The organism is Xanthomonas fragariae, from assembly GCF_017603965.1.
Taxonomy (GTDB): Bacteria; Pseudomonadota; Gammaproteobacteria; order Xanthomonadales; family Xanthomonadaceae; genus Xanthomonas; species Xanthomonas fragariae_A.
On the sequence record NZ_CP071955.1, the window covers coordinates 1,431,089 to 1,457,061 of the forward strand.

Genomic DNA, 25,973 nt, shown 5'->3' on the forward strand with positions numbered 1-25,973 from the left:
ACGGTAAGTTCGAGCGTATCGAGGTTCAACGCAACCCATCGGGATGTCTGCATGGCTGCCGTTCCGCTGGTCGGATTACCGACTGATCGCATCCTGCAAAGGCCGCAACCGGTGGTCGAAGCCACCGCGCCGGAAGGCCTGATCGAAGCTTTTGGCGGCACCGGGCCCGGCTTTCTGCGCGCGGTGCAATGGCATCGGCAGTGGCGTGTCACACCGCATCCGTTCTACCGTGGCATCTTTCAGTCCTTCGGCGAGGCCTGTCGCTAATACGCCGCTCAACGCGGCCAGTGAGGTTGCATGTCCATCCGTACACGTTCGCGTCAATCCACGCCCAAGCAGCCGGAGAGCGCGCTGCGCCGCTGGCTCAAGGAGCGCAACATCACCGAGGTCGAGTGTCTGGTGCCGGACATCACCGGCAACGCGCGCGGCAAGATCATTCCGGCCGACAAGTTTTCGCACGATTACGGCACACGGCTACCAGAAGGCATCTTCGCTACCACGGTTACCGGCGATTTCCCAGACGATTATTACGAGCTGACCTCCCCGTCGGATTCGGACATGCACCTGCGCCCGGATGCCACCACCGTGCGCATGGTGCCGTGGGCGGTCGACCCCACCGCGCAGGTCATCCACGATTGCTACACCAAGGACGGGCAGCCGCATGAGCTTGCCCCGCGCAACGTGTTGCGCCGCGTGCTGGACGCGTACGCCGAGGTCAAGCTGCAACCGGTGGTGGCACCGGAGCTGGAATTCTTTCTGGTGCAGAAGAACACCGACCCGGACTTCCCGTTGTTGCCGCCGGCGGGCCGCTCGGGGCGGCCTGAAACAGCACGCCAGTCGTATTCGATCGATGCGGTCAACGAGTTCGATCCGATTCTGGATCTGATGTACGACTATTGCGACGCGATGGAGCTGGACGTGGATACCTTGATTCACGAATCCGGTGCCGCCCAGCTGGAGGTCAACTTTACTCACGCCGATGCGTTGTCGCGCGCCGATCAGGTCTTCCTGTTCAAGCGCACTATGCGCGAGGCAGCGCTGCGGCATGGCGTCTATGCGACGTTTCTGGCCAAACCGATGGAAACCGAGCCGGGCAGCGCGATGCATATCCATCAAAGCCTGCTGCATGCAGGCACCGGCAAAAATGTATTCAGCGGCAAGCGCGAAGGCGGCTTCAGCGACACCTTCGCGCATTATCTGGGCGGTCTTCAGAAGTACATTCCGATGGCGATGGGGCTGCTGGCGCCCAACGTCAATTCGTATCGACGGCTGATGTTCGGCGAGGTGTCGCCAAGCAATGTGCTGTGGGGTTTCGACAATCGCACCTGCGGTCTACGCGTGCCGATCGATGCGCCACAGAACATGCGGGTGGAAAGCCGGTTTGCCGGTTCCGATGCCAATCCGTATCTGGCGATGGCGGCAACGTTGGCATGCGGGTTGTTGGGCATCCGCGAGAAGCTGGAGCCGACGGCGCCGATCACCAGTAACGGTAAGGAGCAGGGCTACGATCTGCCGCGGTCGCTGGGCGAGGCGTTGGACGGGTTGGAGGGCTGCGAGGCGTTGCAGCAGATATTGGGCCGGCGGTTTGTGCGGGCCTACATATCGGTGAAACGGAAGGAGTATGAGACTTTTTTTCGAGTGATAAGTTCGTGGGAACGGGAGTTTTTGTTGTTGAATGTGTGAGCAGTTTGCGCCCCGCAGCGTGCTGCTTTGTTTCCTTCTGTCTACCGGTAAAAATTACCCGAAGGGCGGATGAGGCGACGCAGCTCCATCGTTGCATGTCTTGTCGAGATCTACGCTTGGCCTCCAGGCATCGCCACGCATCTGCTACAACAACTCTCTACACCCTCCACATCACGCTCTACAGCCGCAGGTATGCTCTTGACTCCTCACCATCTGGAGCAAGCCGTGGACTCTTCTGTGCTGAGTGCGTTGCAGCAACTCGATGCCGCCCATCATCTGCATCCGTTCAACGACAACGCTGCATTGGCCGAGAAGGGCACGCGCATCCTGACGCGCGGTGAAGGCGTGTATGTCTGGGACGCGCAGGGCAACAAGTTGCTGGATGCGTTTGCTGGCTTGTGGTGCGTCAATGCGGGCTATGGACGCAAAGAACTTGCGCAGGCGGCGGCCCGGCAGATGGAGCAGTTGGCTTACTACAACAGCTTTTTCCACTGCACGACCGAGCCCACCATCCATCTTGCCGCCAAGTTGGCGGAGTTGACGCCTGGTGACCTGAATCATGCGTTTTTCGCCAATTCCGGGTCCGAAGCCAACGACACCATCCTGCGCTTGGTGCGGCATTTCTGGGCAGTGCAGGGGCAGCCGGAAAAACGCATCTTCATCGGCCGTCACGATGGTTATCACGGCACCACCATGGCCGGCGCCAGCCTGGGTGGTATCAAAGGGATGCATAAGCAGGGTGGGTTGCCGATTCCGGATATCCACCACATCGCGCCGCCGTATCATTTCGGCGATGGTGGGGAGGTGGATCCTGAGGAATACGGGTTGCTCGCAGCGCGCCGCTTGGAAGACAGGATTCTTGAGCTCGGGCCGCAATACGTGGCGGCATTTATCGGTGAGCCGATCATGGGCGCGATCGGGGTGTATATCCCGCCGCGCAGTTACTGGCCGCAGATCGAGCGCATCTGTCGGCGCTACGACGTGCTGCTGGTCGCCGACGAGGTGATCTGCGGGTTCGGGCGGACCGGTGCATGGTTCGGTGCGGATTACTTCGGCTTTCAGCCCGACGCCATGACGCTGGCCAAAGGCATCACATCCGGCTATATCCCGTTGGCGGCAGCGATGTTCAACGATCGCGTTGCCGGGGTGCTCAAAGCGCAAGGTGGCGAATTGGCGCACGGCGGAACCTATTCCGGGCATCCGGTCTGCGCGGCGGTCGCGCTGGAGAATCTGCGCCTGTTGCAGGACGAGGGCATCGTGGAGACCGCACGCACGCAGATCGCGCCGTATCTGGCGCAGCGCTGGGCCGAGCTGGGCGAACACCGCTTGGTTGGCGAGGCACGCATCGCCGGGTTGGTCGGGGCGCTGGAGCTGGTGCCCGACAAACGCCAGCGGGGCGCGTATTTCTCCGAACGCGGGCGGGTAGGCGCCATGTGCCGCGACGCTGCGCTCAAGCGCGGGCTGATCCTGCGTGCGACCTACGATGCCATGCTGCTGTCGCCGCCGTTGATCATCACCCGGGAACAGGTCGACGAGTTGTTCGACAAAGCTTGGGCGGCGCTGGACGACACCGCGCATGCGCTGGGCAAATAGCTGGGCAAACACAACCCCGATGGGTAGGCTGGACGCTCGACCCGCCGCAACACCGACCCGCACCCACTCGCCCCCACTGCGTTCTCTGGAGACCCGCATGACGCTGCGACTGCTCGCCCCGACGCTGTTCACCACCTTGCTGGCCGCCTGCGGTGGCGGCAACGCGCCAGGTAATGCCGAGGCGCAGGCCAAGGTGCTCAACGTCTACAACTATTCGGACTACATCGCCGAGAACACGGTGCCCGCGTTCGAAAAGAGCACCGGCATCAAGGTCACCTACGATGTGTTCGACAGCGACGAGATGGTGGAAACCAAATTGCTGGCCGGTGGCAGCGATTACGACGTTGTAGTGCCTACGCTCAATTTCTTCGGCCGACAGATCCAGGCAGGCGTTTTCCTGCCATTGGACAAGAGCAAAATCCCCAACCTGGTCAATCTGGATCCAGATGTGATGCGCCGCATTGCCGCTCAGGACCCTAACAACACCTACGGTGTGCCGTACATGATCGGCACCACCGGCATCGGCTACAACGTGGACAAGCTCAAGGCGATCTTCGGTAGCACCGAGGTCGCCAACAGTTGGGATCTGGTGTTCAAGCCGGAGAATCTGTCCAGGCTCAAGGACTGCGGCGTGACCATTCTGGACACGCCCTCGGACATGATTCCGATCGCGCTCAACTATCTTGGGCTGGATCCGCGTAGCAGCGTGCCGGCCGAGATCGAAAAAGCGGCCGCGCTGATCAAGACCATTCGCCCTTATGTGCAGAATTTCCACTCCAGCCAGTATGTGATCTCGCTGGCCAACGGTAATACCTGTCTGGCGGTGGGGTGGTCGGGCGACATCATCCAGGCGCGCGACCGCGCGGCGGAAGCCGGTAACACCATCAAGGTGGCTTATTCGATTCCCAAAGAAGGCGCCCCGCAATGGTTCGACATGCTAGCCATTCCCAAGGATGCCAAACACCCGGACAACGCTTACGCCTTCATCAATTATCTGCTGAAGCCGGAGGTGGCTGCGGCCAATACCAACTTCATCCATTACGCCAATCCAGTGCGCACCGCCACGCCGCTGGTGGATGCGGCGATTCGCAACGACCCCACCATCTACCCGCCGCCGGAAGTGACCGCCAAGATGTTCACCTACGCGATCAATCCGCCGGAAGTGGATCGGCTGTATACCCGGCTGTGGACAGAGATCAAGACCGGTCGTTGATGGCCAGCGCGATGATGGGGCGCGTAGCCAGGTTGCCGTGCATCAGGCCATGCGCTGCTCATAAAGCGCCAATAAGCCCAAGTGGCGGCTGACCAGCCTCGTCACGTAATCTGTACTGGACGGTTCAAATAATTGTATGGTTGCGCCGCCTTCGCCGGAGCCGCTGACGCGGTACGTGGTTGGCACGCCTAGCCCACGACACAGGACGCCTCATTTTGAGCAACCAAGACCACCGGTCCAACGACGGCCACGTTTCGGCGACGGATGCGCAGTGCGTAGATGTGCGCGAGGAGCAGCAGCAAGCCAGGCCCTCACCGTTGAAAAACCCCAAGGTGAAGTGGACGCTGGTCCTGGTCGGCGTGCTGGTGGCGATCCTGCTGGTGGTGTGGCTGGCCGATTACCTGATCAGGGGTCGCTACATGCAAGACACCAATAACGCCTATCTGCAGGCCGATTCGGTGGCGGTGGCGCCTCGCGTCAGCGGCTATGTGACCAAGGTGATGGTAGGCGACAACCAGATCGTGGGTGCCGGCCAGCCGCTGTTGCAGATCGACGACCGCACCTACCAGGCGACCCTGCAGCAGGCCGATGCCGCGATCGCCGCGCGCCAGGCCGACATCGCCGCCGCCACTGCCAACGTCTCGGCGCAGGAGTCGTCGCTGGTGCAAGCGCGCACCCAGGTGAGGTCTGCCGCCGCCAGCCTGATGTTTGCCCAGGCCGAAGTGAAGCGCTTCGCGCCGCTGGCCGCCTCCGGCGCCGACACGCACGAACACCAGGAAAGCCTGCAGCACGATCTGCAGCGCGCACGTGCCCAGTACGAGGCTGCACAGGCGCAGGCCAAGGGCGCACAGAGCCAGATCCAGGCCAGCAGCGCGCAGCTGGAACAGGCGCGCGCTGGCGTGAAGCAGGCCACCGCCGACGCCGATCAGGCGCGCGTAGCGGTGGAAGACACCCGTCTGACCAGCCGCATCCACGGCCGGGTTGGCGACAAGACCGTGCAGGTGGGCCAGTTTCTGGCCGCCGGCACCCGCACCATGACCATCGTGCCGCAGGAATCGCTATACCTGGTCGCCAACTTCAAAGAAACCCAGGTCGGCCTGATGCGTCCTGGTCAGCCGGCCGAGATCCATGTCGATGCGTTGTCTGGCGTCAAGCTGCACGGCAAGGTCGAAAGCCTGTCGCCGGGTACCGGTTCGCAGTTCGCGTTATTGCCGCCGGAAAACGCCACCGGTAACTTCACCAAGGTGGTGCAGCGCGTGCCGGTGCGCATCCGGGTGCTGGCTGGTGAAGAGGCGCGCAAGGTGCTGGTGCCGGGCATGTCGGTCGAAGTCACTGTAGATACGCGCTCGGCCAGGGACGCCAAGCAACGCGCCAAGGAGCAATCCGATCGCGTGCAAGCGCAGGAGCGCGCGCGATGACTGCAGCGGCAGCCACCGGGCAGGGTGCCGGCGGCAGCGTCCAACGCGAGAAAGCCGAGCCGGGCGCCTGGCTGGCGGTGCTGGCCGGCACCATCGGCTCGTTCATGGCGACGCTGGATATTTCCATCGTCAATGCGGCACTGCCCACCATCCAGGGCGAGGTGGGCGCCAGCGGCACCGAAGGTACCTGGATTTCCACCGCGTATCTGGTCGCCGAGATCATCATGATCCCGCTGACCGGCTGGTTCGTGCGCACGCTGGGTTTGCGCAACTTCCTGCTGATCTGCGCGGTGATGTTCACCGCGTTTTCGGTGGTGTGCGGGCTATCGACCTCGTTGACGATGATGATCATCGGCCGCGTCGGGCAGGGCTTGGCCGGTGGTGCGTTGATTCCGACCGCGCTGACCATCGTCGCCACGCGGCTGCCGCCGAGCCAGCAGACCACGGGCACCGCCTTGTTCGGCATGACCGTGATCATGGGCCCGGTGATCGGCCCGCTGCTGGGCGGTTGGTTGACCGAAAACGTTAGCTGGCACTACGCGTTTTTCATCAACCTGCCGATCTGTGTCGGCTTGGTGGCCTTGTTGCTGCTTGGCCTCAGGCATGAAAAAGGCGATTGGGCCGGCCTGCTCAACGCCGATTGGCTGGGCATCTACGGCCTGACCGCCGGCCTGGGCGGGCTCACCGTGGTGCTGGAAGAAGGCCAGCGCCAACGCTGGTTCGAGTCCAGCCAGATCAACATGCTGAGCCTGATCTCCTTGAGCGGATTCATCGCCTTGGTAATTGGCCAGTTTCGCCGACGCGCGCCGGTGATCCGCTTGTCGTTATTGCTGCATCGTAGTTTCGGTGCGGTATTCATCATGATTATGGCGGTGGGCATGATTCTGTTCGGGGTCATGTACATGATTCCGCAGTTTCTGGCGGTGATTTCCGGCTACAACACCGAGCAGGCCGGCTATGTGCTGCTGTTGTCGGGCCTGCCGACCATGTTGCTGATGCCGGTGATGCCCAAGTTGCTGGAAGCGGTGGACGTGCGCATCCTGGTGATCGCCGGCCTGATCTGTTTTGCCGCGGCCTGCTTTGTCAATCTATCGCTGACCGCCGATACCGTCGGCACGCATTTTGTCGCCGGCCAGTTGCTGCAGGGCTGCGGCTTGGCGCTGGCGATGATGTCGCTCAACCAGGCGGCGATTTCATCGGTGCCGCCGGAGCTGGCCGGCGACGCATCGGGTCTGTTCAACGCTGGCCGCAACCTAGGCGGATCGGTCGGTCTGGCGCTGATTTCCACCTTCCAGGAGCGTCGCATGACCTTCCACACCGACACCATCGGCAGCGCGATTACCGCCAACTCCTCGCGCGCGCAGGAGTTTCTTTCTGGCTTGGCTGCGCAGGTGCAAGGCAGTGCCGGTGGCGAGGCGGCCATTCGCTCGGTCGCGCAACTGGCGCAGTCGGTGCAGCAGCAGGCCCTGGTAATGACCTATAGCGATCTGTTCTGGATCTTCGGCCTGATCGTGGTTTGCACGATTCCGTTGGCCTTTTTGCTCAAGCCGTTACCCAAGGGGGCGCACCTTGCAATGCACTGATTCCATGCGCCTGATCCGCATGCCGCTGGCTGCGGCGTTGAGCACGTTGTTGCTCGGCGGCTGCATGCTCGGCCCCAACTACACCAAGCCGCCGGCAGTGGCTGATGCGGCGATTCGAGCGCCCGCATTGCATCGCGCCAGTGGCGCCGATGTGGTCGCTGCTGCGCCGCTGAACCACTGGTGGGAGGAACTGCATGATCCGACCCTCACCCAACTGGTTACCCAGGCGCTGGCCGACAGCCCCAATCTGCGTGCCGCGCAAGCGCGGCTGCACGCTAATCGCGCACTGGCCCGGCAACGCCGCGCCGAGCGCCTGCCCAAGCTCAATGCCAGTGCGGTGTACGCGTATGCCGAACCTCCGCAAACCATTGTCGATACGTTGGGTGGATTGCAGCAGGGTCAGCAAGGCCAGTCGCCTGCAGCGGGCAGCCAGGCGCTAGATCTGGAAAATACCGAGATCTATACCGTCGGGTTCGACGCAAGCTGGGAGCTGGATGTCTTCGGCCGCCGCCGTCGCGCCGCCGAAGGTGCCTTGGCACAGGCGCAAGCCTCCGAAGCCGAGCTGGCCGATGCGCAGGTGCAACTGGCCGCTGAAGTGGGGCAGGTCTATCTCAATTACCGTGGGTTGCAGGCGCGCCTGGCCATTGCCGATGCCAATCTGGACAAGATTCGTCAGACCCTGAGCCTGACCCAGCAGCGCCGTGAGCGTGGTGCGGCATCGGATCTCCAGGTCGAGCAGATCGTCACCCAAGTGCAGCAGCAGCAAGCGCAACGCCTGCCGCTGGACATGCAATCGCAGGAAGCGCTCGACCAATTGGCACTGATGGTAGGGCGCGAGCCTGGCGCGCTGGATGCGCAGCTGAGCACCCCGCAAGCGTTGCCGATGTTGCCCACGCAGGTACGCGTAGACGATGCCGGTGCCTTGATCCGCCGCCGCCCCGACGTGCGCAAGGCCGAGCGCGAGCTGGCCGCCTCCAGCGCGCAGATCGGTGAGGCATTGAACGGCTACTTTCCGCAGGTGACCTTGCTCGGTGGTCTGAGTTGGGTGGCGGGCTCGCCAAGCGACTTCAATTCCGACGCGTTGACCACGCTGGCGGTGCCGATGTTGCGTTGGTCGATCTTCGATTTCGGTCGCACCAAAGCACAGGTGGAGCAGGCGCGTGCCGGCAATGCCGGTCGCCAGGCCGCTTACGAAGGCGCTGTACTGGCTGCGTTGCAGGATGCCAATTCCGCATTGGCGCGTTTCGGCTCGGCGCGCAGACAGTTGGTGGTGGCGCGGCAGGCCGAAGCCTCGGCCACGCATTCGGCCGGGCTCATGCAGCAGCGTCGCGATGCCGGCGCCACGTCGTCGATCGATCTGCTCGACGTGCAGCGCCAGCAATTGTCTGCGCAGGACGCCGCCGCCCAGGCGCAGGCGCAACTGCTGGTGAACTACGTCGCATTGCAAAAGAGTCTGGGATTGGGTTGGAGCGAGCCGGCGCAGCAAGCGCGCTGACGTCTCGCTGCGGCGGGCGCCAGTGCTGCGCAGTCGCGGTCGCTGTTTGCCATGATGCATGATGACGTGGGCGATCGCTGCTGCAGCGCCCGCCATCAGGTCGCCGACAGAGGTAGCGAGTCCTCGTCAGGGTAGTGCGGACGACGTGCTCCAAATTGAAATCTACCAGTGGTACCCGTCGCATCGAGCACTGGCCGCGCTGGCCTGTCGGCCACTGCAATGGCTGCTTCGCCACTTTTCGCAATTGAGAGGTTCCATGGCACTTTCCGAGGCTGCACCGTCGCAGCTCTACGCGGACGACCATGCTTATCTGAGCATCCGCGAGGTCCGCAAGGAATTCGACGGTTTCGTTGCGGTCGACGAGGTCAGCTTGCAGATTCGCAAAGGCGAAATTTTTGCGCTGCTGGGCGGCTCGGGTAGCGGCAAGTCCACGCTGTTGCGCTGCCTGGCCGGTTTCGAGCGGCCGACAAAAGGAAGCATCGTGCTCGATGGGCAACCGATCGACGCGCTGCCGCCGTACGAGCGCCCGATCAACATGATGTTCCAGTCGTATGCGTTGTTCCCGCACATGAGCGTGGAGCAGAACATCGCATTCGGATTGAAGCAGGAAGCGTTGTCCAGGGCCGCCATTGCCACGCGTGTGGGCGAGATGCTCGAATTGGTGCAGCTGCGCGCGCTGGCCAAACGCAAACCGCATCAACTGTCCGGTGGGCAGCAGCAGCGCGTGGCGTTGGCGCGCTCGCTGGCCAAGCGGCCCAAGCTGCTGTTGCTGGATGAACCGATGGGTGCGCTGGACAAGAAACTGCGCTCCCAGATGCAGCTGGAACTGGTCAACATCATCGAGACCTCCGGCGTCACCTGCGTGATGGTCACCCACGACCAGGAGGAGGCCATGACCATGGCCACCCGCATTGCGTTGATGGACCAGGGCTGGATCCAGCAGGTTGGCACGCCCGACGAAATTTACGAACAGCCGGCCACCCGCTTCGCTGCCGAATTCATCGGCTCGGTCAATCTGATCGATGCGGCCATCGTCGAAGACGCGCCTGATTACGTCAGCCTCAAAACCGCTGCGTTCGATGCCAGCATCCGCATCGGCCACGGCATCACCGGCTTCCAAGGGCAGGCAGTCGCGTTCGCATTGCGTCCGGAAAAACTCGCCATCGGCAAGGACGAGCCCACACAGGCCTGCAACAAGGCGCGGGGTGTGATCGAGGACATCGCCTATTTCGGCAGCCACTCGGTGTATCACGTGCGCCTGCCCAGCGGCTTCAAGCTGATGGCCAACTTCGCCAACCGCCAACGCTGGGCCAGCGAAGCACTCACCTGGGGCGATACGGTATGGGTGGGCTGGGGCGAGCACGATGGCGTGGTAATCAGCGCATGAGGCGGCGCCTGCTCCGCGCACTGCCAGGCGCGCGCTGGGGCGTGATCGCCGCACCGTTTCTGTGGCTGCTGGTGTTCTTCGCGATCCCGTTCCTGATCGTGCTGAAGATCTCGTTTGCCGAGCGCGTCACCGCGATCCCACCGTACACGCCGCTATTTGCGTACGCCGCCGATGGCGCGGTGAGCATCAGATTGCATCTGGGCAATTATCTGGCCTTGCTCCGCGATAGCCAATATGTCGCCGCTTACCTGAGTTCGATCAAAATCGCGTCAATCTCCACTGCGTTAGCGCTGTCGATCGGCTATCCGATGGCGTACGTGATTGCGCGTCTGCCGCTGGCCACGCGCAATGTGGCGATGATGCTGGTGGTGCTGCCCTCGTGGACCTCGTTCCTGATTCGCGTGTACGCCTGGATCGGAATTCTCGATGGCAACGGATTGCTCAACCAGGCACTGCTGGCGCTAGGTGTGATCCAGCAGCCGCTGCAGCTGTTGTATAGACCGATCGCCGCCTATATCGGCATCGTGTACTGCTATCTACCGTTCATGGTGTTGCCCCTGTATGCCAACTTGGTCAAGCACGACCAGCGCTTGCTCGAAGCTGCGTATGACCTGGGCGCGCGACCGTGGCGGGCATTTGTGCGCATCACCTTCCCGTTGTCGCATAACGGGATTGTGGCCGGCTGCATGCTGGTGATGATCCCGGCGGTGGGCGAATTCGTGATTCCGGAAATGCTGGGCGGCCCCGACACCTTGATGATCGGCCGCGTGCTCTGGGGCGAGTTCTTCAACAATCGCGACTGGCCGGTGGCCGCTGCAGTAGCGACAGTGATGCTCGTCTTGTTGCTGGTGCCGATCGTGATCTTCCACCGCTATCAACAGCGCGAGCTGGAAGGGCGGCTGACATGATGCGTGCCTCTCGCGGCGGACGCATGCTGGGCGGCAGCGTATTCGCGCTGGGCTTCGGATTTTTGTATCTGCCGATTCTGTTGCTGATGGTGTACTCGTTCAACGCCTCGCGCCTGGTCACGGTGTGGGGTGGCTTTTCGACACGGTGGTATGGCGAGTTGCTGCGCGATCGGCAACTGCTGGACGCGACCTGGATCAGCCTGGACGTGGCGTTCTGGACCGCCTGTGCATCGACCGTATTGGGCACGATGGCGGCGATGGCGATGGTGCGCATGCGGCGTTTCCCCGGCAAAACGCTGTTCGGCGCGCTGATCACCGCGCCGCTGGTGATGCCGGAGGTGATCATCGGCTTGTCGATCCTGCTGTTGCTGGTGTCGATGGGCGGCGTGCTCGGCATTGCGCCGCGCGGGGCCGTTGCCATTTGGGTTGCGCACGTCACCTTCACCGTCTCCTTCGTCACGGTGGTGATTTGCTCGCGCCTGCAGGAACTGGATCGCTCGCTGGAAGACGCGGCAATGGATCTGGGCGCGACACCGCTGAAGGTGTTCTTCCTGATCACCTTGCCGATCATTGCGCCGGCACTGGCATCGGGCTGGCTGCTTGCATTCACGCTATCGCTGGACGATGTGGTGATTGCCAGCTTCCTGGCCGGACCCAGTTCCACCACGCTACCGATCAAGGTGTTTTCATCGGTACGGCTCGGCATCAGCCCCAAGATCAACGCACTCGCCACCGTGATGGTGCTGGCGGTATCGGGCGCTGCGGCGATCGGTTGGTGGCTGCTCGCACGCAGCGAAAAACGCAGGCAGCGTGACATGCAGTTGGCGGCGCAGCGCGAGGGCTGAGCGCGGTTGGCTGCGTCATGGCTGGCCAGCGATTAGCAGACGATGCTGCATCGTCAGATGGGTCGGTCGTCCTGTCGGATCGAAACGCCACGCATCGCTGCGATAGGACTGCTCAGTCGTAATGATAGTGATTGGAGCTGACGCGCGTGCTGTGCGCTGCCGGTGCCTCGCGCAATGACAGCTTAGCGAGCAGTCCGACTGCGACCACCTGGCGCGGCTGCCTGGTGGCCGCGCCGTCGTTTTGTTGGTCGTTCCTGGGCGAAAGCGCTGGTCATTGCGACGTCTGGTCGGGCTGCAATTAAACACAGCGTTGCACGGAGTTGAAGCGGTTGTGACGCAGCTGCAACTCCCCGGCGACTAGCATGGCGAGCCTGTAACAGGAGACCGTCATGCCCTACGACACCGTCAACCCGGCCAACGGCCAAATCGAGCACACCCAGCAAACCCTGGACACCGCCGCCATCGAAGTGCGTCTGGCGGCTTCCGCCAACGCATTCCCCAACTGGGCAGTACTGCCGTTGGCCGAGCGGGGCGCGCTGCTGCGCCGGGTCGGCGAAGAACTGACCAAGCGACGCGACGACCTTCAGCGCATCATGACCGCCGAGATGGGCAAGCTGCGCCACGAGGCGCTGGCCGAGATCGACAAGTGCGCGCAGGGCTGCAGCTATTACGCCGAGCATGCGACCGACTATCTGGCGCCGCGCGACATTCCAACCGAAGCGCGATCCAGCTATGTGCGCTACGAGCCGCTGGGCTGCGTGTTCGCGGTGATGCCGTGGAATTTCCCGCTATGGCAGGCATTCCGGTTTCTCGCCCCGGCTTTGATGGCCGGCAATGTCGCGCTGCTAAAGCACGCCAGCAATGTGCCGCGCTGCGCCGATGCGATGAAGGACGTGCTGGATACAGCCGGCATTCCGCCCGGCGTATTCGACGTGCTGCATATCGACAACGACCAAGCCGCCGGTGTGTTGCGCGACGGTCGCATTGCCGCAGTGACGCTGACCGGCAGCGAACGCGCTGGCCGCTCGCTGGCTGCAAATGCTGGCGATCAGTTGAAGAAGTGCGTCATGGAACTCGGCGGCAGCGATGCCTTCGTGGTGTTGGAAGATGCCGATCTGGAGTACGCCGTGCAGTGCGCGGTGCAGTCGCGCTTCGACAACAGTGGGCAGACCTGCATCGCCGCCAAGCGCTTCATCGTGGTGGACGCGATCGCCGATCAATTCATCGAACGCTTCGTCGCCGCAGCGTCCAAGCGCGTGCTCGGCGACCCACAACAAGACAGCACCACACTGGCACCGATGGCACGCGCCGATCTGCGCGACGAACTGCACAAGCAGGTGCAGACCAGCGTGGAAAAAGGCGCAAAGGTGCTGCTCGGTGGCGAACCGGTTCCGGGCTCACACGCCGGCTATCCGGCTACCATTCTCGACCAGGTCGCCCCCGGCATGCCTGCCTACGACGAAGAGTTGTTCGGCCCGGTCGCCTCGGTCGTTCGTGTAGCGGACCAAGCGCAAGCCATACGCGTGGCCAACGACACCACCTTCGGTCTGGGTGGCAGCGTATGGACGGCAGACGCCAAACGCGGCGAGCGCGTGGCGCAGCAGTTGCAATGCGGTGCAGCCTTCGTCAATTCGGTGGTCAAGAGCGATGTGCGCTTGCCATTCGGTGGCATCAAACGCTCGGGGTTCGGCCGCGAATTGGCCGAGCATGGCATCCACGAGTTCATGAACATCAAGACGATCTATATCGCCTGACGGTTGGTCGCGCAGGAGCACAAAACATGCGAAAGACGCTGATTTTTGGCAACGGCCTGGGCATGGCACTGGACCCGGAGTTCTATTCCCTGGACAGCGCTATCGGCTGTGCATGGGACGGGGAAGACAGCTTCGACGAAGCTACGCGTGAATTGGTCCGATGCTGTCTCGTCGATCCTGCAAAAGAGCGTCCACATGGCGAAGACGATATGGACGCTCTGCAACTGGTGATCTCCTCGTGTGACTTCCTGGCCAGTATGCGCCGCGGAGGCGCTAACTGGCTCAGTGACCACGGTCAGCAGTTCCCGGCAGCGGTTCGCAAGTTTCTCTATCAAACGGCTCTGCATTTCCATCAGGGGGAAAAACTTTTGCCGCTCCATTTTGTCGATCCACTGGCAGCGTTTTTGCTCGATACAAAGTCCCATGTCGCCACGCTCAACTACGACAACCTGCTCTACCAGCGGATGATAGAGAAGGGTGTATTGGATGGATATAGTGGAGCACTGGTCGATGGAATGCTGTCCTGCGGATTTGCACCAGATAACTTGGAGCGAAAGTACGGGCGCAATTTTGGCTATTATATGCATCTCCATGGACCGCCTTTATTTGTCGACCAGGATGGGGCGGTAAAAAAACTGCCCCAGGGTAAGCTTGGCGGTGATGGCGACGTGGTAGGGTCACATATCGTTCTGACCCACGTTAAGCACAAGCCCACTGTCATTGCCGCATCTGCTCTGTTGCAGAGCTATTGGGAGCACCTCGAAAGAGCCCTTTCGTAATCCGATGAAGTTGTATTGTTTGGATATTCCGGCTGCGATCTCCACCTCAACGAACTGCTCGGGCGCCACGCTCGCAGTGTAATCCGCGTTGTAGAGTGGGAGGGAGCAGGCGCTCAAGATGAAAGAGCCGCTTTTTGGAAGCAGAGCAAGCTAGGAAAGACTACCAATCTCACAAGGACGGAAAACATTCTTCATTTCACCGATTGGTAGGGCGGCCAACGCTGAAGGCTGATCGCCAATCCCGAATCCCGAATCTCCAATCCCGGCCGCAAAGCGGCCTTACAGCCACCGTGCGCGCTTGAACAGGCGATACAACACCAGGCAGGAACTCAGCTGACGCTCAGCGCGGTGCCCAGCATCTCGCGCAAGGTGTCGATGGCATCGTTGATGCGCACGACGTGATCGAGCACGTCGCGCAGGTAGATGCCGACTTCGTCGTGGATCAGCGCCCCGGGGTTGCGCTTGAGGTGCGAGAGCACGTTCTGCAGCGGCGCGACTACCAAGCGCATCTTGTTGAGTTCGCGCTTGAGTTCTTACGGGTGCACCAAGGTGTCGCGCTTGTAGGCTTACTTCGAATGGATAGGCTTAGAGTGGCTAACAAAACTAATACGCTCACCGCCAGGCGGGCGCGGCCGGTGCTCGGAATCGGCATGTACCACGCGTACACTGCGGTTCCTGCGCGCCGTCCGCACACACCCGACGACCGCTCGCTACGTTTTGTTAGCCGCTCTAAGTGAACAGCATTACCGCATTGCCGGGCTTTTCGGTTTGCAAACAACGCCTGACTCAGCGATCCGGACGATGGCTTCCGGCGTCGCCCTGGTTGGCCAGGTATTGCTTGGATTGTTCGTCCAGTTTGTCGCCCAGCATGCGGCGCACCACCACGAAGAACAGTGGGATGAAGATCACGCCGAGCACCGTGGCGAACACCATGCCGCCGATCACGCCGGTACCGATGGAGTGACGCGAGTTGGCGCCGGCACCGGTCGAGATGGCCAGCGGCAATACACCCAAGATGAAGGCGAACGAGGTCATCAGAATCGGACGGAAACGCAGATGCGCCGCTTCTAATGTCGCCTCGCGCAGGGTCTTGCCAGCCGCCCGCTGCTCTACCGCGAACTCCACGATCAAGATCGCGTTCTTCGCCGCCAGACCAATGACCGTGATCATGCCGATCTTGAAGTACAGATCGTTCGGCAGGCCACGCAGCATCGAGAAAGTGATTGCACCCAGTACACCGATCGGCACCACCATCAGCACCGCGACCGGTATCGACCAGCTCTCGTACAGCGCGGCCAGGCAGAGGAACACCACCATCACCGACAACGCCAGCAACAGCGTGGCCGCATTACCGGCAATGATCTCCTGGTACGACATGCCGCTCCAGTCGAAACCGAAGCCCGGCGGCAGATCGTTATTGACGATGTCTTCCATCGCGGTCATCGCTTGGCCGGAGCTGCCGCCCGGTGCCGGGTTGCCGACGATGTTCACCGCAGAATAGCCGTTGTAGCGATTCAGTGCCGGCGAAGCGTAGGTCCATTCGGCCTTGACCACATTGCTCAGCGGAATCATCCCCGGCTGACCATCGGCACCGGTGGCGGTGGTGCTTGGGCTGAAGAAGTTGCGCAGCGATTCGGGTCCGGTGCGGAACTGGTCGTCGGCACGGATGTTGACGCGCTTGATACGGCCTTCGGCGAAGTAGTCGTTGACGTAGACCGGCGCCAACATCAGCTGGATCGAACTGTAGATGTCGCTGACGTCCAGGCCCATCGATTGCGCCTGCACGCGGTCCACGTGCAACTGCAGCTGCGGCGAGTTTTCCAGGCCGTTCGGGCGCACGCCCGTCAGGGTGTCCTGCTTTTCCGCTGCCTTGCCGAGCACGATGTTGCGCGCCTGGGTCAACGCTTCCTGGCCGGCACCGGAACGGTCCTGCAGCCACATGTCGAAGCCGCCGAACTGGCCCAGGCCCTGCACGGTGGGCAAGTTGACCGCGAAGATCTGCGCACTCTTGATGCCGTAGAAAGCACCGTTGAGTTGCTGGATCAGCTGGTCTGCAGTGACGTCGCGCTCTTCCCACGGCTTGAGCCGGATGAAGCCCATGCCGACGTTTTCGCCCGATCCAAGGAAGCTGAAACCGGCGATCTGCAACATGCCTTCCACGGCCGGCTGCTTCTCCAGCACCGCACGCATCTGCGCGAATGCTGCGTTGGTCCGGATCTTGGTCGCGCCCGGCGGCAGCTGCACGATAGCCACGGCGAAGCCCTGGTCTTCTGCCGGCAGAAAACTGCCCGGCATGCGCGTAAACAGGAAACCGCACAGTGCCACCAGCACCACGAACACGATCATCCAAGGCGGCGAGCGCTTGAGGGTGTGGCCGACCACGCCGACATAGCGATGCGCCAACTTGTCGTAGTACTTGTCGAAGGTGCGGTAGACCCAGTTCTTCTTGGTCGAATGGGTCGACTTCAGGAACGCGCCGCACAACGCCGGGGTGAAGCTCAACGCCAGGAACGCAGAGAAGCCCATCGACATGGCGATGGTCAGCGCGAACTGCTTGTAGATCGCGCCCGAGGCGCCGGGTTGCAGCGAGGAAGGAATGAACACTGCCGCCAGCACAACGGTGATGGCCACCACCGCGCCGGTGATCTGGGTCATCGCCTTCTGCGTGGCCGCCTTCGGCTCAAGGTGCTCCTCGCTCATGATGCGTTCGACGTTCTCGATCACCACGATCGCGTCATCCACCACGATGCCGATCGCCAGCACCATCGCAAACAGCGTCAGCTGGTTGATGGTGAAGCCGATCAAGTACATGCCGAAGAACGTACCCAGCAGCGCGACCGGAATCACCAGCGTGGGGATCACGGTGGCGCGGAAGTTCTGCAGGAACAGCAGCATCACAAGGAACACCAGCACGACGGCTTCCACCAGCGTGTGAATCACTTCCTTGATGGAGATGCGCACGAAAGTGGTCGATTCGTACGGCGCGAACCAGGTCACGCCCTGCGGGAAGGTCGGCTGTAGTTCGTCAAGCTTGGCGCCGACCCCCTCGGACACGTTCAGTGCGTTGGCGCCGGGCAACAGCTGGATACCGAACGCACCGGTCGGCTTGCCGTTGTATCGGGTATCGAAGCCGTAATTGCTCGGCCCGACGGTGACGCGTGCGACATCCTTCAACCGCACCGTGGCGCCGTTGCCGTTGGTGCGTAGGATGATGTTCTCAAACTGGTCCGGCGAGCTGAAGCGCCCTTCCGCCGAGACCGTGGCGGTGAAGCTGATGCCTTCGGGTGTCGGGTCGGCACCGACCGAACCGGCGGCGAACTGCACGTTCTGGTTACGTATCGCAGTCAGCACCTGTGTGGCCGACAGGTTGTAGCCCTGCAGCTTCTCTGGGTTCAACCAGATGTTCATCGCGTACTCGGCGCCGAACTGGTTGGTGCTGCCCACGCCGGGTACGCGCGAGATCTGCTCGAGCACGCGCGTACCGACGATGTCGTTGAGCGCGTCGCGGTCGATCGACGGGTTGTCCGAGCGCAGCGCGGCCACCATCAGGAAGCCGGCGTTGGCCTTGGCCACCACCACACCCTGCTGGGTGACTTCCGACGGCAGACGCGGCGTGGCCAGCGACACCTTGTTTTGCACCTGCACCTGCGCGATATCCGCATCGGTGCCGGTTTCGAAGGTCAGCGTAATGGTCACGCGGCCATTGGCAGCCGACGACGAGTTGAAGTACAGCAGATGGTCGATACCGGTGAGCTGCTGCTCGATGACCTGGGTGACCGCTTTTTCGGCGGTATCGGCGCTGGCGCCAGGAAAGTTGGCGGTGACGGTGACCTGCGGCGGGGCGATCGTCGGGTAGGACTCGATACCCAGATTCAGGATCGAGATCACGCCCGCAAGCGAGATCAGGATCGCCACCACCCAGGCAAAGATCGGGTGTTCGATAAAAAATTTAGGCATGTCCGGGTTCCGTCACTGCTGCTTGGACTGGGAGTCGGCCGGCTGCGCTGCCGCATCCTGCTTGGGCTGTTGCTGCGCAGCCTGCGCGTTACCGGCCTGACCTGCTGCCGGAGCCGCGTTCGGTTCACCTGGCTGGCCGTCTTGCGCCGGCTGGTTCGGATTCCACGGCACGCCCTTGGCCGGCTGCCCTTCCTTGGCCTTCTGCACGCCATCGACGATGACCTGGTCGCCCGGAGCCACGCCGCCGGTCACGATCCAGTGGCCCTTCTGCTGGCCATCGACGGTGAGATTCTTGCGCACCACCTTGCCGTCCTTGCCCAGCACCAGCGCGTAGGCGCCAGTGGCATCGCGCTGCACCGCTTGCTGCGGCACCAGATAGGCATGATTGCGCTGGCCCAGGCTGGCCTTGAAGGTCACGAATGCGCCTGGCAGCAGTGCCTGTTCGGGATTGGGCAGGGTGGCCCGCAGCGACACCGCACCGGTGCTCGGGTCCACCGTCACTGCAGAGACGTCCAGCGTGCCGGGGTGCGGGTACTGCGTGCCGTTGCCCAGTTCCACCTTGATGGTGGACTTGCCGTCGCCACTGAGCTGCACGTTGCCGCTGGTCTGCGCTTGCCGCATCGCGGCCAGCTCTTCGCTGCTCATGGCGAAATTCACGTACAGCGGGTCGATCTGATCCACCGTGGTCAGCAAGGTGGCTTCACCGGAGCCGACCAGAGCGCCTTCGGTCACGCGCTGGATTCCGGCGCGGCCGGTGATGGGCGAGGTGACGCTGGCAAAACCGAGCTGGATACGGGCGGACTCGACCGTGCCACGCGCCTGCTGCACGTTCGCACTGGACGAGCGCTCGTTCGCTTCGGCGGTGTCGATGTCGGCGCGCGAGACGTACTGCTGCGGCGCCAGGCTGCGCGCACGCGTCGCGGCGATTTTGGCGTTGGCGTAGGTCGCCTCTGCGGCGGCCAACTGGCCCTGTGCCTGCAGCAGCGTGGCCTTCAGCGGCGCCGGGTCGATCTCGAACAGACGCTGGCCTTGCTTGACTTCGGTGCCTTCGGTGTACAAGCGCTTGAGCAGTACGCCGTCCACGCGCGCGCGCACGTCGGCCGAGCGGAACGCCGACAGGCGGCCGACCAGGTCGCGTTCCAGCGGCAGCGTCTGCGGCTTCATTTCCAGCACCGACACTTCCGGCGGCGGCGGAGCCTGCTGTTGTTCCGGCTTGCTGCAGGCAGCGAGCGCCACAGTGATGGCACAGGCCAGGCCGAATGTGCGGAGTGGGGCAATCATCAGGAGGAACTCCGTTAGGGTCTTGAGGTGAGGCGAGAAAGCGGGGCCAGCGCAGGCGCGGCAGCAGCCGCAGCGAACGCACGCAAGAAGGTGTCGATAGCGAACTGCGCCCACCGCTGCCTGGCGGGAAGGCCGGCACGATGGGGAACCTGAAACCGTTGGCGATCAAAATCCAGCCCGACGATCATGCTCAGCAGCAGCTCGGCCATGAAGTGCGGATCGTCACTGCGCAGCTGGCCGGCTTCGATCGCCTGTTCAAAGCGCTGCGCCAGGCGCTGCTGCATGCCGACTACGCCGTCGTTGAAGATCTGCTGCGACTGATCGGGGAACCGGTGCGATTCGGCTTCGACCAGACGGCAGATCTGTAACACATCGGGGCGATTGAGACGGTCAAGGTGGGCCAGCGCAAATGCCAGCAGATCCCCGCGCAGATCGTCCGAGACGGTGGCTAAGGGAACGGTGGCCAGATGCGCGTGATCCTGGAGCACACCGCGCAGCAGGTTTTCTTTACACCCGTAATAACTGTAGAGCGTCTGCTTGGAACAGCCGGCACGCTCGGCCACCGCGTCCATGCTCAGCCGCATACCGCGCTCGGCAAGCAATGCATGCACCGCCGCATGGATGCGGCGGTCGCAGTCTGCGCGCCGGGTAGCACGGTGGGAACGAATGGCCATGCCGGTAGACTATACCGTCCAGTTTAGTTTTTAAACAGGCTTGAAGATCCCGGTTCGGTCTGCGCAACGCCTTATATGTCAAGCATCCGGCCAGACTTTTCCGGTGATGGCGATCCATCCGTGGCATTACGCGACCTCCTGTAGAGAAACCGCATAGCGGTAACGCCTTTGCCCAGTGTCCAGACCGGTTGGGCTGAGCGTTTGCGCTATGCAGCACTGCGCTATCGTCGCACCGGTACAATTCAGGTTTTCCACCGAGCATCCCAGCTCTCTCATGACAGCCAAGAAAGCCGCTTCGAAATCGCCCACGACGCCGGTCAAACCGGTCGCCGAACGTGCAGTCCCCGTGCTTGCCACCGAACCGCAGGCGGTCACCCTGGAGCAGGTGTTTGCGGCCTTGCGCAAACGCTACCCGGCTGCCCGACAGTCCGAAGTGCAGCTGTTTGCGGCCGACTTTTACCGGCGTATGGAAGAAGACGAGTTTCCCAACCATCCGCCGGAGCAGTGGGCGGCGCTGGTGGCCGACATGTTGGAATTTGCGCGTACGCGCAAGGCCGGCACGGTCAACGTACGGGTGTTCAACCCGACCTTGAAGAGCCAAGGCTACGAGTCGCCGCACACGCTGCTGCAGATCGTCAACGACGACATGCCGTTCCTGGTCGATTCGGTGAGCATGACGTTGTCGAATCTGGGCATCGGCGTGCACGTGCTTGGCCACCCGGTGCTGCGCATCGCGCGCGACAAGGCGGGCAAGCTGACCGCAGTCGGCGAGGGCAAGAGCGAATCGCTGATGGTGCTGGAGATCGACCGCCAGCCGCCCGAAGAAATGCCCAAGGTGGAAGCGGCGGTGCGCCAAGTGCTGGCAGAGGTGCGCGCCATCGTGCACGACTGGGCGTCGATGCGCGAAAAGATGGTGATGCTGGCCGACGACCTGGCCACCCGCTGCCTGCCGATGGATGACATCAGCCGCCACGAGACGCAGGAATTCCTGCGCTGGGCGGCGGCCGACCACTTCACCTTTTTCGGCTATCGCCAATACCGCGTGGAGAAGCAGGACGGCCAGGATATGCTGGCGCCGGTAGAGGAAACCGGCCTGGGCTTGATGCGCGGCCACGACACCTCGCCGGCGCGCCCGGTGACCACGCTGGCGGCGCATGGCTTGAACACCGCGGCCAAGCTCAAGGACGCGCTGATTCTGACCAAGACCAATGCACGTTCGCGCGTGCATCGCGTTGGCTACATGGATTACATCGGCGTTCTGGAATTCGATGCCAAGGGCCGCATTGTCGGCGAGCAGCGCTTCCTGGGTCTGTTCACCTCCAGCGCATACAACCGCCGTCCGTGGGAAATTCCGCTGGTGCGTCAGCGCCACGAATACGTGATGAGCAAGTCCGGGCTGACCCCGAACAGCTATAGCGGCAAGGCGCTAAGCCACATCCTTGAAACGCTGCCGCGCGAGGAGCTGTTCCAATCCAACGAAGAAGAGCTGTATCGCACCGCGATCGGCATTCTTGGTTTGCAGGAGCGTGTGCGTAGCCGCATGTTCCTGCGTCGCGACAAGTACAGCCGTTTTATCTCGGCGCTGGTCTATATCCCGCGCGAGCGTTTCAACACCGATGTTCGGCTGCGCATCGAAGCCCTGTTGAAGGACGCCCTGCACGGCGAGTACATCGACTCCAGCGTGGTGCTGGGCGAATCGCCGCTGGCGCAGCTGCATCTGATCGTGCGCCCAAAGAGCGGCGAGGCGCTGGAATTGGACACCACCGAACTCGAATCGCGCCTGGCGCATCTGCTGCGCAACTGGCGCGATGCCTTGCGCGAAGCGCTGGTGGCGCGGCATGGCGAGGCCAACGGTCTGCGCCTGGCCGCCAACTTCGGTCGTGCGTTGCCGGCTGGCTATATCGAAGATTCGTCGATCGAATCGGCGGTGTCCGACGTCGAACATCTGGCCGCGCTGGATGGCCCGGACGATCTGCATCTGAGCCTGCAGGAAATCCGTCGCGACGATGGCATGCGTCTGGACGCCGGTAAAGGCTTGCGCTTGAAGCTGTATCGCCAGCTCGACGACATCTCGTTGTCGGATGCGCTGCCGATGATGGAGAACATGGGCCTGCGCGTGATCTCCGAGCGGCCATATCGGCTGCAGGTGGGCGAAACGCCGGTCTATATTCAGGACTTCGAGGTCGAATCGACGTCCGGCAAGATCAATGCGGCCAATGCCGATGCAAGCTTCGGCGAAGCCTTCGAGCGTATTTGGAACGGCGATGCCGAGAACGACGGCTTCAACCGTCTGATCCTGGCCGCCGGCCTGCATTGGCGCCAGGTCGCGCTGCTGCGCGGTTATTGCAAGTATCTGCTGCAGACGGCAGTACCGTTTTCGCAAGCGTATGTCGAAGCCACATTTACCCGTTATCCGCTGCTGGCACGCTTGTTGGTGGAATTGTTCGAAGCACGCTTCGACCCATCCACCGGCAACGAAACCAAGGCGCAGATCTTTGCTGGGCAGGAGCGTCTGCGGGAAGAGTTGTCTGCGCTGGCAGGTGGCGACGAAGCGAGCCTCAAAGCGCTGCAGCCTGTGCTGCAGGCACGCGGCGGCGATCGCGATGCGCAGCAGGAGGCTACCCGCGCCGCATTGTTGAAGTTGATGGATCGCGTCTCCAGCCTGGACCAGGACCGCATCTTGCGCAGTTTCATCGATGTGATCGATGCGACGCTGCGCACCAGCTATTACCAGACCGACAAGAACGGCAAATACCGCCATTGCATCAGCTTCAAGCTGGATTCGTCGATCGTTCCGGACCTGCCCAAGCCGCGTCCGTACCGCGAAATTTTTGTTTACGGACCGCGTGTAGAAGGCGTACATCTGCGCTTTGGCGCGGTGGCGCGCGGTGGCCTGCGCTGGTCGGACCGTCGCGAAGATTTCCGCACCGAGGTGCTGGGTCTGGTCAAGGCGCAGATGGTCAAGAACACCGTCATCGTGCCGGTCGGCGCCAAGGGCGGTTTCTACGTCAAGCGCTCGCCGGTGGGCAGCGACCGCGATGCGATCCAGGCCGAAGGCATCGCCTGCTACAAGCTGTTTATCCAGAGCCTGCTCGACATCACCGACAACATCGTCGGCGGCAAGATCGTGCCCCCGCCGCAGGTGGTGCGCCACGACCAAGACGACCCGTATCTGGTGGTCGCGGCCGATAAGGGCACTGCGACGTTCTCCGATATCGCCAACGGGTTGGCGCTGGATCACGGCTTCTGGCTGGGCGATGCGTTCGCTTCCGGCGGCTCGGTCGGTTACGACCACAAGGGCATGGGCATTACGGCGCGCGGTGCGTGGGAGTCGGTCAAGCGCCACTTCCGTGCGATAGGGCGCGATTGCCAGAGCCAGGACTTCAGCGTAGCCGGAATCGGCGACATGTCCGGCGACGTATTCGGCAACGGCATGCTGTTGTCGCGCCATATCCGCCTGCTGGCCGCGTTCGACCATCGGCACATCTTCCTCGACCCGAATCCGGATGCAGCCGCATCGTTCGCCGAGCGCGAGCGTCTGTTCAAGCTGCCGCGTTCCAGTTGGGCCGATTACGAGACCAAGCTGATCAGCGTCGGCGGCGGCATCTACCCGCGTACTTTGAAGTCGATCGACATCAGCGCGCCGGTGCGCGAGGCATTGGGTCTGGAATCTAACGTCAAGCAGCTCTCGCCCCACGCGCTGATGAACGCCATCCTCAAGGCGCCGGTAGATCTGTTCTGGAATGGCGGCATCGGCACCTACGTCAAAGCGTCCAGTGAATCGCATGGCGACGTGGGCGATCGCGCCAACAACGGTCTGCGCGTCAATGGCGGCGAGTTGCGCTGCAAGGTGGTGGGCGAGGGCGGCAATCTGGGCCTGACCCAGCTTGGTCGTATCGAAGCTGCGCAGACCGGCGTGCTGCTCAACACCGACTTTATCGATAACTCCGCTGGAGTGGACACCTCCGATCACGAAGTGAACATCAAGATCCTGCTCAACGATATGGTGCAGGCCAAGAAGCTCACCTACGACGCGCGCAACACGCTGCTGGCGTCAATGACCGACGAAGTGGCCGATCTGGTGTTGTGGGACAACTATCGCCAGAACCAGGCGATCAGTCTGATGGAGCGGATGAGCGTCAAGCGCCTGGGCTCCAAGCAGCACTTCATCCGCACACTGGAACTGCAGGGCCTGCTCGATCGTCAGATCGAATTCCTGCCCTCCGATGCAGAACTGTCTGCGCGCAAGGCGCGCGGGCAGGGGTTGTCGCGTCCGGAACTATCGGTGTTGTTGTCGTACTCCAAGCTGGTGGCGTTTCAGCAGTTGCTGGAATCGGATATTCCCGAAGACCCGTATCTGTCCAAGGAATTGCAGCGCTATTTCCCCAAGCCGCTGCAGAAAAAGTACGCCGATGCGATGGAGCGTCACCGGCTCAAGCGCGAAATCATCGCCACTGCGGTGACCAACACCACTATTAACCGCATGGGCGCCACCTTCCTGATGCGCATGCAGGAAGACACCGGCCGCAGCATCGGTGAGGTGGCCAAGGCCTACACCATCAGCCGCGAAACGTTGGACGCGCGGGCGCTGTGGACGCAGATCGATGCGCTGGACGGCAAAGTGCCCGAGTCGGTGCAGATCGATGCGCTGGAAGTGATCTGGCGCCTGCAACGCTCGTTCGTGCGGTGGCTGCTGTTCCGCCCCGGCCCGATGCCCGGCATTACTGCCGCGGTGGAGCGTTACCGCGGCCCGTTCAACGACATCCGCGTGGCCTCGGGTGTACTCTCCGACACGCAGCGCCCGCAGTACGAGGCCAGCGTGCAGGAGTGGCATGACAAGGGCTTGACCCCGGCCTTGGCGCAGCAGTTGTCCGAACTGCGCTATCTGGAACCGGCATTCGACATCATCGAAACCGCACGCACGCGCAAGCTCAAGTTGGTGGAGGTGTCCAAAGTGCATTTCCGCCTGGGCGAAGCGCTGCGCCTGCCATGGTTGTTGGAGCAGATCGACGCGCTGGAGGTCGCCGGCCGCTGGCACGCGGTGGCGCGTGGCGTGCTGCGCGATGAACTGGCCGCGCATCAGCGTGCGCTGGTGGGCCAGGTGCTGACCATGCCCGGCAGCAACGCCGAGGACAAAGTGGCCAATTGGCTGGCACGCGACGATTCCGGTCTGCGCTTCACCCTGTCCATGCTCACCGACGTGGCCGAGCAGAAGACGCTCGATTACCCGACGGTTTCAGTTGCAGTGCAACGGCTGGGACAGTTGGCTGCGCACGGGTTGTAAGTGCGGATCGAAGCGCGAGGGCGGGGCTGAGAATCCGTCATCGCGCTTCATCTACCGATTGCAATTGCTTCCAGCCAATAGGCTGCCCGTGGGCAGCCTTTTTTATCGTGTCCCAACAT

The 25,973-nt window shown here is 62.4% G+C and carries 15 protein-coding genes, 1 other RNA gene and 2 pseudogenes; 14 read left to right on the forward strand and 4 right to left on the reverse strand.

What is annotated here, in order from left to right:
• Positions 1-111: 111 nt before the first annotated feature.
• From J5I97_RS06730 to J5I97_RS06785, 12 genes and pseudogenes are all read left to right on the forward strand, one after another.
• Positions 112-267: pseudogene (locus J5I97_RS06730) on the forward strand (gamma-glutamyl-gamma-aminobutyrate hydrolase family protein); the annotation flags it as partial.
• Between the two features lie 30 nt (positions 268-297).
• On the forward strand, positions 298-1,683 hold the full coding sequence (locus tag J5I97_RS06735) for a glutamine synthetase family protein (RefSeq protein WP_208590383.1): 1,386 nt from the start codon (positions 298-300) through the stop codon (positions 1,681-1,683).
• A 225-nt stretch (positions 1,684-1,908) separates the two neighbouring features.
• A complete protein-coding gene (locus J5I97_RS06740) occupies positions 1,909-3,276 on the forward strand; it encodes an aspartate aminotransferase family protein (RefSeq protein ID WP_208590385.1) in 1,368 nt (455 codons plus the stop codon).
• A gap of 97 nt (positions 3,277-3,373) precedes the next feature.
• Positions 3,374-4,489, forward strand: coding sequence for a polyamine ABC transporter substrate-binding protein (locus tag J5I97_RS06745; protein WP_208590387.1), 1,116 nt, complete (start codon positions 3,374-3,376; stop codon positions 4,487-4,489).
• Between the two features lie 215 nt (positions 4,490-4,704).
• Positions 4,705-5,907 carry an HlyD family secretion protein gene (locus J5I97_RS06750; RefSeq protein ID WP_208590395.1) on the forward strand — a complete coding sequence of 401 codons (1,203 nt, stop codon included), beginning with the start codon at positions 4,705-4,707 and terminating at the stop codon, positions 5,905-5,907.
• The gene (locus tag J5I97_RS06755) at positions 5,904-7,490 is read left to right on the forward strand and encodes an MDR family MFS transporter (RefSeq protein WP_208590404.1); all 1,587 of its coding nucleotides are present in this window, start codon (positions 5,904-5,906) and stop codon (positions 7,488-7,490) included. Before J5I97_RS06750 ends, J5I97_RS06755 begins: the two co-directional genes overlap by 4 nt.
• A 4-nt stretch (positions 7,491-7,494) precedes the next feature.
• Positions 7,495-8,985, forward strand: coding sequence for an efflux transporter outer membrane subunit (locus J5I97_RS06760; RefSeq protein ID WP_208590406.1), 1,491 nt, complete (start codon positions 7,495-7,497; stop codon positions 8,983-8,985).
• Positions 8,986-9,241: 256 nt separating this feature from the next.
• On the forward strand, positions 9,242-10,372 hold the full coding sequence (locus J5I97_RS06765; RefSeq protein WP_208590408.1) for an ABC transporter ATP-binding protein: 1,131 nt from the start codon (positions 9,242-9,244) through the stop codon (positions 10,370-10,372).
• Positions 10,369-11,280: an ABC transporter permease subunit gene (locus J5I97_RS06770; RefSeq protein WP_208590410.1), complete on the forward strand. Its 912-nt coding sequence runs from the start codon at positions 10,369-10,371 to the stop codon at positions 11,278-11,280. The genes J5I97_RS06765 and J5I97_RS06770 overlap by 4 nt, the downstream gene beginning before the upstream one ends.
• Positions 11,277-12,125, forward strand: coding sequence for an ABC transporter permease subunit (locus J5I97_RS06775; protein ID WP_208590411.1), 849 nt, complete (start codon positions 11,277-11,279; stop codon positions 12,123-12,125). The genes J5I97_RS06770 and J5I97_RS06775 overlap by 4 nt, the downstream gene beginning before the upstream one ends.
• A gap of 389 nt (positions 12,126-12,514) precedes the next feature.
• Positions 12,515-13,879, forward strand: a complete 1,365-nt coding sequence (locus J5I97_RS06780) for an NAD-dependent succinate-semialdehyde dehydrogenase (protein ID WP_208590413.1) — start codon at positions 12,515-12,517, stop codon at positions 13,877-13,879.
• Positions 13,880-13,905: 26 nt separating this feature from the next.
• Positions 13,906-14,658, forward strand: a complete 753-nt coding sequence (locus J5I97_RS06785; RefSeq protein WP_238135660.1) for a hypothetical protein — start codon at positions 13,906-13,908, stop codon at positions 14,656-14,658.
• A gap of 332 nt (positions 14,659-14,990) precedes the next feature.
• On the opposite strand, the pseudogene J5I97_RS06790 reads toward J5I97_RS06785, so the two are convergent.
• A pseudogene (locus J5I97_RS06790) lies at positions 14,991-15,221 on the reverse strand (CorA family divalent cation transporter); the annotation flags it as partial.
• 87 nt (positions 15,222-15,308) lie between these two features.
• On the opposite strand from J5I97_RS06790, the gene J5I97_RS06795 reads away from it, so the two are divergent.
• Positions 15,309-15,384, forward strand: a non-coding RNA gene (locus tag J5I97_RS06795) — sX9 sRNA.
• A gap of 60 nt (positions 15,385-15,444) precedes the next feature.
• On the opposite strand, the gene J5I97_RS06800 is transcribed toward J5I97_RS06795, so the two are convergent.
• From J5I97_RS06800 to J5I97_RS06810, 3 genes are read right to left on the reverse strand one after another with little or no spacing between them, the layout of a single operon-like run.
• Positions 15,445-18,615: a multidrug efflux RND transporter permease subunit gene (locus J5I97_RS06800; protein ID WP_208590415.1), complete on the reverse strand. Its 3,171-nt coding sequence runs from the start codon at positions 18,613-18,615 to the stop codon at positions 15,445-15,447.
• A gap of 12 nt (positions 18,616-18,627) precedes the next feature.
• The gene (locus tag J5I97_RS06805; protein ID WP_208590417.1) at positions 18,628-19,896 is read right to left on the reverse strand and encodes an efflux RND transporter periplasmic adaptor subunit; all 1,269 of its coding nucleotides are present in this window, start codon (positions 19,894-19,896) and stop codon (positions 18,628-18,630) included.
• A gap of 14 nt (positions 19,897-19,910) precedes the next feature.
• Complete coding sequence (locus J5I97_RS06810; protein WP_208590419.1) at positions 19,911-20,570, reverse strand: TetR/AcrR family transcriptional regulator; 660 nt, start codon at positions 20,568-20,570, stop codon at positions 19,911-19,913.
• A gap of 274 nt (positions 20,571-20,844) precedes the next feature.
• On the opposite strand from J5I97_RS06810, the gene J5I97_RS06815 reads away from it, so the two are divergent.
• A complete protein-coding gene (locus J5I97_RS06815; protein ID WP_208590433.1) occupies positions 20,845-25,854 on the forward strand; it encodes an NAD-glutamate dehydrogenase in 5,010 nt (1,669 codons plus the stop codon).
• Positions 25,855-25,973: the final 119 nt, after the last annotated feature.

Bases quoted from the DNA above. Each gene is read 5' to 3' on its own strand.
- J5I97_RS06760 (WP_208590406.1), top strand. From the start codon at position 7,495: ATGCGCCTGATCCGCATGCCGCTGGCTGCGGCGTTGAGCACGTTGTTG.
- J5I97_RS06775 (WP_208590411.1), top strand. From the start codon at position 11,277: ATGATGCGTGCCTCTCGCGGCGGACGCATGCTGGGCGGCAGCGTATTC.
- J5I97_RS06780 (WP_208590413.1), top strand. From the start codon at position 12,515: ATGCCCTACGACACCGTCAACCCGGCCAACGGCCAAATCGAGCACACC.
- J5I97_RS06765 (WP_208590408.1), top strand. From the start codon at position 9,242: ATGGCACTTTCCGAGGCTGCACCGTCGCAGCTCTACGCGGACGACCAT.
- J5I97_RS06805 (WP_208590417.1), bottom strand. From the start codon at position 19,896: ATGATTGCCCCACTCCGCACATTCGGCCTGGCCTGTGCCATCACTGTG.
- J5I97_RS06735 (WP_208590383.1), top strand. From the start codon at position 298: ATGTCCATCCGTACACGTTCGCGTCAATCCACGCCCAAGCAGCCGGAG.
- J5I97_RS06785 (WP_238135660.1), top strand. From the start codon at position 13,906: ATGCGAAAGACGCTGATTTTTGGCAACGGCCTGGGCATGGCACTGGAC.
- J5I97_RS06745 (WP_208590387.1), top strand. From the start codon at position 3,374: ATGACGCTGCGACTGCTCGCCCCGACGCTGTTCACCACCTTGCTGGCC.
- J5I97_RS06755 (WP_208590404.1), top strand. From the start codon at position 5,904: ATGACTGCAGCGGCAGCCACCGGGCAGGGTGCCGGCGGCAGCGTCCAA.
- J5I97_RS06770 (WP_208590410.1), top strand. From the start codon at position 10,369: ATGAGGCGGCGCCTGCTCCGCGCACTGCCAGGCGCGCGCTGGGGCGTG.
- J5I97_RS06800 (WP_208590415.1), bottom strand. From the start codon at position 18,615: ATGCCTAAATTTTTTATCGAACACCCGATCTTTGCCTGGGTGGTGGCG.
- J5I97_RS06810 (WP_208590419.1), bottom strand. From the start codon at position 20,570: ATGGCCATTCGTTCCCACCGTGCTACCCGGCGCGCAGACTGCGACCGC.
- J5I97_RS06815 (WP_208590433.1), top strand. From the start codon at position 20,845: ATGACAGCCAAGAAAGCCGCTTCGAAATCGCCCACGACGCCGGTCAAA.